Origin of the sequence: Actinospineispora eucalypti (assembly GCF_039543365.1) — a bacterium.
Classification (GTDB): Bacteria; Actinomycetota; Actinomycetes; order Mycobacteriales; family Pseudonocardiaceae; genus Pseudonocardia; species Pseudonocardia eucalypti.
Map to the genome: position 1 here is coordinate 163,650 of NZ_BAABJP010000048.1, position 6,841 is coordinate 170,490.

General features: G+C 73.2%; 1 pseudogene (running past one end of the window). It reads left to right on the top strand.

Annotated elements, in window-relative coordinates:
• Positions 1-6,841 (top strand): annotated as a pseudogene (locus tag ABEB12_RS34575) (hypothetical protein) (its annotated part extends 24,507 nt beyond the left edge of the window); the annotation flags it as partial.

The window sequence follows — 6,841 nt, forward strand, 5'->3', positions numbered from 1 at the left end:
CTGGTCGAGGCGCGGGACGCCGGCCTGGTGCTGCCCCGCGCCCCGCCGGGCGTGCGGGTGGTCATCGCCGACAGCGATTTCCCGGTTCCCGGCGTGCTCGCGTTCGGCTGGGCCGCCCGGGGCGTCGTGGTGATCACCCGGGCGATGGCGGAGCGGCTCGAGGCGCGCTACGCGATCGACCCCGAGGGTGTGCAGGCCTGGTGGGAGCGGCTGCTCCAGCACGAACTGGACTTCCACCTGGGCGCGAACCCCCGCCACACCGGTCACGAGCACGACACCGACGCCGCGCCGATCGCCGACGAGTGGTTTCTCTGGCAGCCGCGCAACCCGCGCGCCGACCTGACCGGCCTGGCCGGCTCCGCTCGAGAGCTGGATGAGCTGGAGCGGGCCGTGCTGGCCGGCTGGTCCGGTGACCTGGCCGGGGTGCGGGTGCTGCCGCTGGAGGTGATCGCGCGGCTGCTCGGCACCGAGCTGGGCACGGCGCTGTCCGGGGTTCTCGCGGTGCGGCTGCCGAACGCCTCAGGTGGTGCGGTGGTGCTGGTGCCCGAGGATGCGCTCGCCGAGGCCATCGAGCTCAGCCACGGCAAGCTCCGCGAGGCGTACGAGACCGGCGGGGTGCGGATCGAGCGCATCGGGCCGTCCGACGCGAGCGGTCCGCTGGCCGGTGACTGGCTGGCCCGGAGTTTCGACCGGCTGCTCGGCGACGGGTCCACACCCGGCCTGGTCACCGAGCGGACCAACGCCCGGCTGGTGTTCGGGTTCGAACGGCGGGTGCGCTCGCTGTGGGACCGCTACTACTGGCCCGGCGACGCGGACATCCGGCTGGGGGCCGATGCCGCTGAGTTGCGCGCCTGGTTGGACCGGCTGGCCGGGTCCGGTGTGGCGATCTTCGACCGGCTGCGCGACTGGCTGACCGAGGCGGGGAGTCCCAGCTCGAGCTGGGACTGGGACGAGATGGTCACGGAGGTCCGCACCCAGGACATCCACGACTGGACCATCGGGCTGGTCCGGGCGCTGCAGCGAGCGGCCGGCCACGGTGACGCCGCTCGCGAGTGGACCGAGGCGCGCGAGGCGCTGCGTGAGGCCCGACAGCTCGCCCACGAGGCCGGCGGGACCTACGCCGCGCTGCTGCGCGCGGTGCGGCAACGACCGGAACCGCGCCTGACCGGCACCGTCGAGCTGGCCAGGGTGATCCTGGACGAGGCGCTGCGCCGGGTGGACCGCGCCGCCGAGGTGCTCGACGCGATGGCCGAGCTGATCCCCGAAGAGGCCCGCGCCGAGACCGACCCCGCCGAGGCGGACACGGTCGGCTTCGCCGAGGTGATGGTGTCCATCGCCGCGCTGCGCGCCCGGCTCGCCGCAATCCCGGACGGCTGGTTGGACGCGGACCGGCAGGCCGAGCTGGATCGCAACGTGGCGCTGCTGGATGCGCTGGAGGGGTGGCTGCACAACCCGCCGAGCGCGCACCGGCCCGGTGAACTTCAGGCTCAGATCAGGGCGATCCAGGTGGTCATCGACCTGATCAACGGCATGATCGACACCGACGGCGCGTTCTCCGAGCGGCCGCTGACGGGCCCGGCGAAGGCTCAGCTCCGGCGCGCGGTGCCGGAGCTGCCCCGGCGCGCCGCGACCACGGCGGAGCGCCGGGTGCTGCCCGTCGACCTGGACCCGAGCGTCCAGGTGCTACCCACCGCCCAGGTGGCCCGGCTGGCCTCGGGTGAGCTCGGTACCCCGGTCACCGGCTGGTCCGCCTACACCTGGGCCGAGCCGGACGGTTGGGTCACCGTGCTGTCCGAGGACGCCCTGCGGGAGCACCCGGACCCGGCCTTCTGGGCGGAGGTGCTGGATCACGAGCGGGTCTTCCACCGCACCGACTCGGTCGCCGTCGGCCGCACCCGGAACGGCCGGAACCACGACACCGATCTGGCCCACGTCAACCAGCGGCACGGACCCGGCCGTACGGCGGCCAACAGCCGGGGGCGGTTCGGTGGGCTGGTCCGCCGGCCCGGTCGCTGGTTGGCCCGGGTGCTGGGACCGGCCGTGCTGGGGCTGGCCGTGCTCGCGGTGCTGCTCGGCGGCGTGGGCATGCGCGCCCCACCGGTGGTCGTCGACGTGCTGGCCACGGTCGGCCTGGCCGGCCTGCTGGTCGGGATCTACCGGTCTCGGCTGCACGCAACCCGCGGCTTCCTGGCCAGCTACTTGGAGCGGTACCGGTTCAACTGGTGGCTGCCGTTCGTCGCCGCCATGGCGGTGTACGGGCTGAAGGAGCTGGTGAAGGCGGTGCCCGCGGTACGGGGTGTGCTGCCGGAGCCGTTCGATCTGTTCGCCCACGTCGGCAACCTCGCCCCGGCGGTATTCGCCGCGCTGGTCCCGCTGTACCTGCGGTGGGCACTGGCGCTGCGCAACGGCGACGCCGGCCACCTCGGCCGGACCCAGCTGCGTGCTTTCTACCTTCGGTGGGTGCCGGCGTTGATGGCGGTGGTCGCCGCGATCAACTCGATCACCGAAGCGCCGTGGGGTGTCACCAGCTACGCCGGCAAGCCCACCGTGCACGACGCGCTGGACCTGATCTACAGCGTCGGTACGGCGGGTGCGTTGGCGATGCTGAGCTGGCGTGACCCGCTGGTCTCCGCACGTCACACCGTGCGCGGGTTGTTGGTCTCGATGCCCCGCTGGGTGTGGCGAGGCGCCGCGGTGCTCGGCATGGCGGCGGCGCTGCTGATCGGCCCGCTGGCGGTGCCGGCGCTGGCCGCCGTCCCGGGCGTCACCAACACCGGCGGAGCCACCAGCCTGCTCAGCTGGGCGGCGGGCGCGGTGACCACCGCGGCGACCCCGGTGGCTGTGGCCTGGTGGCGGCTGCGGTCCCAGGCCGGCCGGCGGGTTGCGCTGCCTCGCCTCGGCTGGCTCAGCATGTCGGTGGCCGCGCTGTACACCGGCGCGGTGGCGCTGCTCTGGACGAGCGTGGTGGCCGCGATCGGCCCCGCCGGAATGCTGTTCAGCGGCCTCGTCACGGTGGTAGCGCTTGCCGTGGTCGGCGGCCGACCCGGGATGGACGTCCACCTGGACTACGCGATCGAGAGGCTGGGCAACACGCTGATCTCCGAACCCCACGAGATCGGCAAGCGGCTGACCGACGCCCGGGGCATGCTTCGGGGTTCGCTGTTCGGTTTCCTCGTGTGGCCGTTCGGCGCCCGCGCGTTCCGGCAGTGGCGACAGGTCCGCCAGCTCACCCGCCAGTACACCCTGCTGGCCAGGCTGGCCCCGGCGCTGGTCGGGCTGACCGGCCTGTTCGGCCACGGGCTGGACGACCGGCAACAGGTCATCATCGGGTACGCGATCAAGCGGGCCACGCTGGCGGAACCCGTGCCGCTGGCCGAGCTGGTCCGGCTCACCGGGCTGCCCTCGGAAGCCTTCACCCGTGCCGGCATCGACTCGCTGCACGCGCTGAGCGACCTGGGCGCCATGGTCCGCGCCGCCGGCGGGCCGGCCGCGCTAGGCCTTGTCACCCGGCCCGGTGACGACCGCATCTACCTGGATGTCCGGCTGCTGGACCGGCTGCGCGAGCTGGCCCGCAGCCATCCCGAGGTGGTGCGCAACCTGTTCGCCATCAAACTCGAGCTGCTCACCCACCCCGGCCGTCGAGAGGTCGAGATCGTGGCGGCCGCACCGCTGCCCGCCGATCTGCGCCGGCTGCTCGGCGAGGCACTCGGGCTGCACGAGCGCGTCCGCGGCTACGCGTTCGACCTGGAGCACGACCCGCACCGGCGCCCGATCCTGGTGGCCCCGGAGATGGGCGACACGCCGGCCATCACCGCCAGCGTGCTGCGGATCTCCACCACGCTGCGCACCAACGGCGAAGCCAGGCCCAGCGGCGGCACTGGCTGGGTCGCCCGCCGGACCGCCACCTTTGCGGACCTGGTGACGAACAACCACGTCGTCGAGAACATCACCGACCTCACCGTGCACCTCGGCGACCTGGAGTGGCCCGGCATGATCATCCGGCCGACGGTGGAGCAGCTCGCCGACGCCTACGCCGCGATCGACCCCACGGCGGCCACGCTGCCCCGCGCGGAGCTCGTCGATCTTCTCAGCCGGTACTGGCCCGACCTGGCCATCGTGCGCATCTACCCGGCCACCGACCAACTGGACCTGTTCGTACCGGCGCGCGTGGGCGCGCGGCCCGCCGACGGCCAGCCGGTCGCCATCTCCGGCTTCCCCGGACAGCTGCGGATCACCGCACGGGAAGCCGACGGGCGCACCAGCAACTGGGACAACGGGAAACCGCCCCGGGGCATGGTGACCACCACCGGCATCATCCCCACCGCCGCGCGGCGGAAGGTGATCAAGGGCCAGCGGAGCTATCAGGCCGACTACTGGGAACTGATCATTGTCGGGAACAAGGACATCGCCGGCGGCAACTCGGGCGGCCCGGTCTACACCACCGCCATCGGCGCCGACGGACAGCCGGAAGAGCAGGTCGTGGGCGTGCTCTACGGCTCGGAGGTCGGTGGCCTGTTCGGCGGCGTCCACTCGGGCATTAACAGCGCGGTTCCCCCGGAAATCACCCAGGCCTACATCAACGCCACCGCGCCGCCGGGGGCCGCCGGTGGGCCGGTGGCGCTGCGGCCGTGGCACGACGGTCACACCGAGGCGATGGTGGCGTTCCTGGAGTCCTGGGCCGGGCCGTGGCTGACGGTGAACGACCTTTCGGTGAAGATGCCGCGCGGCCCGCCCGGGGTCGAGGTCCGCATCCTGGACCGCGAGTTCCCGGTGCGCGGCGTGGTCGCGTTCGGCTGGGCCGCCGAGAACGTCGTGGTCATCACCCGGACGATGGCCGAGGAGATCGCCGCGCACATCGCCGCCGGTCGACTGCCGGCGGACTTCTGGTACCTGCTGCTGGAGCACGAGGCCGACTTCCACCTGCCCGGCGGCAAGCACTTCAACCACACCGAGCAGGAGCATGCGCACGACGCCGACCCGCTCGCGGCGGCGGTCCGCGCCGCCCGCCGGATGGCCTCTCGACGCGCGTTCCTGGGCGGGCTGCTCGGTGCGGCGGCCGGCGCGGCGGCCGGCGAGACCGCCGGCCCCTCGGTGACCGGGCTGCTCGCGGGCACCTCCCCGGACAGTTCCCTGCCGCCCGGCACGATCCGGTTGGCCCGGTCCGGCGAGGCCTCACTGCCCGGCCCACCGACGGCCCGCAAGCCCGACGAGGGCGCCGGGCGGTACGACAGCGCATCGGCGGCCGACAAACTCTACGCGCAGGCGCTGAAGGAACTGGTCCGCGCGATGGCCGGCGCCGCGCAGGCCAAGGGGCTCACGCAGTCGGCCGCGCTGCTCAACCACTACCTGGACAACACCGGCACCCCGATGACGGTCGACCCGGGTCAGATGGTGACCGACATGTCCGGGTTCGACTTCGTGGTGTCGCGGTTCGCGGGCGACCTGTTCCGGCAGGTCGCCGCATACGCCGCCGAGCACAACGCGTACGGCCAGCCGATCGTGTTCGCCAGCAGGTGGGAGGACCACGCGACGACGTCGGCGATCGACCCCGACTGGTTCTACGCGATGGGCTTCTTCGCCTACGCGATCACCGGAGTGGCCGTCGTACGCGGTGACCACATGGAGATCGACTACCGGCTGCACGTCTGGGACACCTACAACTGGAACAACGGCAACGCCTCGGTCACTATCGGTCCGGTCACCATCCGCGACGAGGACATGGGCGCCCTGCACCGGGCCGGCGTGGCCCGCGAGTTCGGCGTCTCCGGCACCAGCAACCCGGCCCACTACAGCGGCCAGATCCCCCAAGGCTCCGCCTGGCTCGACATCACCACGCGGGGCGCCACCACGATCCCCGGCCGCGACACCCTCGTCCCCGCCCCGCTCACCGCGGCCTTCGGCGCGACCCTTGCCACCCTGCTCGCCCTCAAAACCCTCCGCGAACGCCCCACAGCCACCCCAGCAAGCCGGTTCAGTCACCCCAGCAGCCCGGTTCAGTCACCCCAGCAGCCCGGTTCAGTCGGTTCAGCAGGCCGATTCGGTCGGTTCGGCAGGAGCGACGCGCGCGGCGAGGCGGCGGGGGCGCCCCGGGGCCGGGTGCGGGCGGGCTTCGACGCGTGGGGGGCGTTCGCGGTGGGCGTGGCCGTCGGGGTCGCGGCGGCGGTCAACGGGTTCGGCATACCCGTGGCCGCCGGGGCGGGGATCGTGCTGGCGTTGCGGGCACTCGTGCGGTTCCTGCGCGGACAGTTCGGGAAGGCCAACCGGGGCCGGGTGCTGCCCGCCGGCATGCGGATCGTCATCGGGTTGGGAATCGGCGCCGGCGGGCTGCCCGTGGCCGTGGCCGGCGTGCTGGTTCTGGCGGCGAAGCTGATCGCCCGTATCCCGCTGGCCCGACGGATCGGCAAGGCGCTGGCCCCCTGGGCCGCCTTCGGCGCCGGCCTCGCGGCCGGTATGCAGGTGACGCTGTGGTCCTGGCCGATCGGGCTCGCGGTGGCCGGCGCCATCGCCGCACTGCCCAAGCTCCGCCAGGTCGCGCCCCGCCTGATCGACCAGCCCCTCGACCGGCTGTCCCGCTGGTCGAGGAGCCGGTTCAACCGCGAGCTGGTCGACGCGGTCGTGCCGTTCGGCTTCGGGCTGGCGGTCGGCGGGATCTTCGTGGCGGGCGTCCAGTTCTTGTTTGCGCTGAAGGGAGCCGCGCGCGCCGCCGCGATGGGTGCGGTGTTCCTGACCAACCCGCTGAAGGGTGGCCGCACCATCCGCGCGCCGACCCTGCGCCGGTGGTTGGGCCGGATCGTCAAGGCCCTCGTGGTTGCCGCGGCCACCGTTGTGTGGTCGGTGGCGC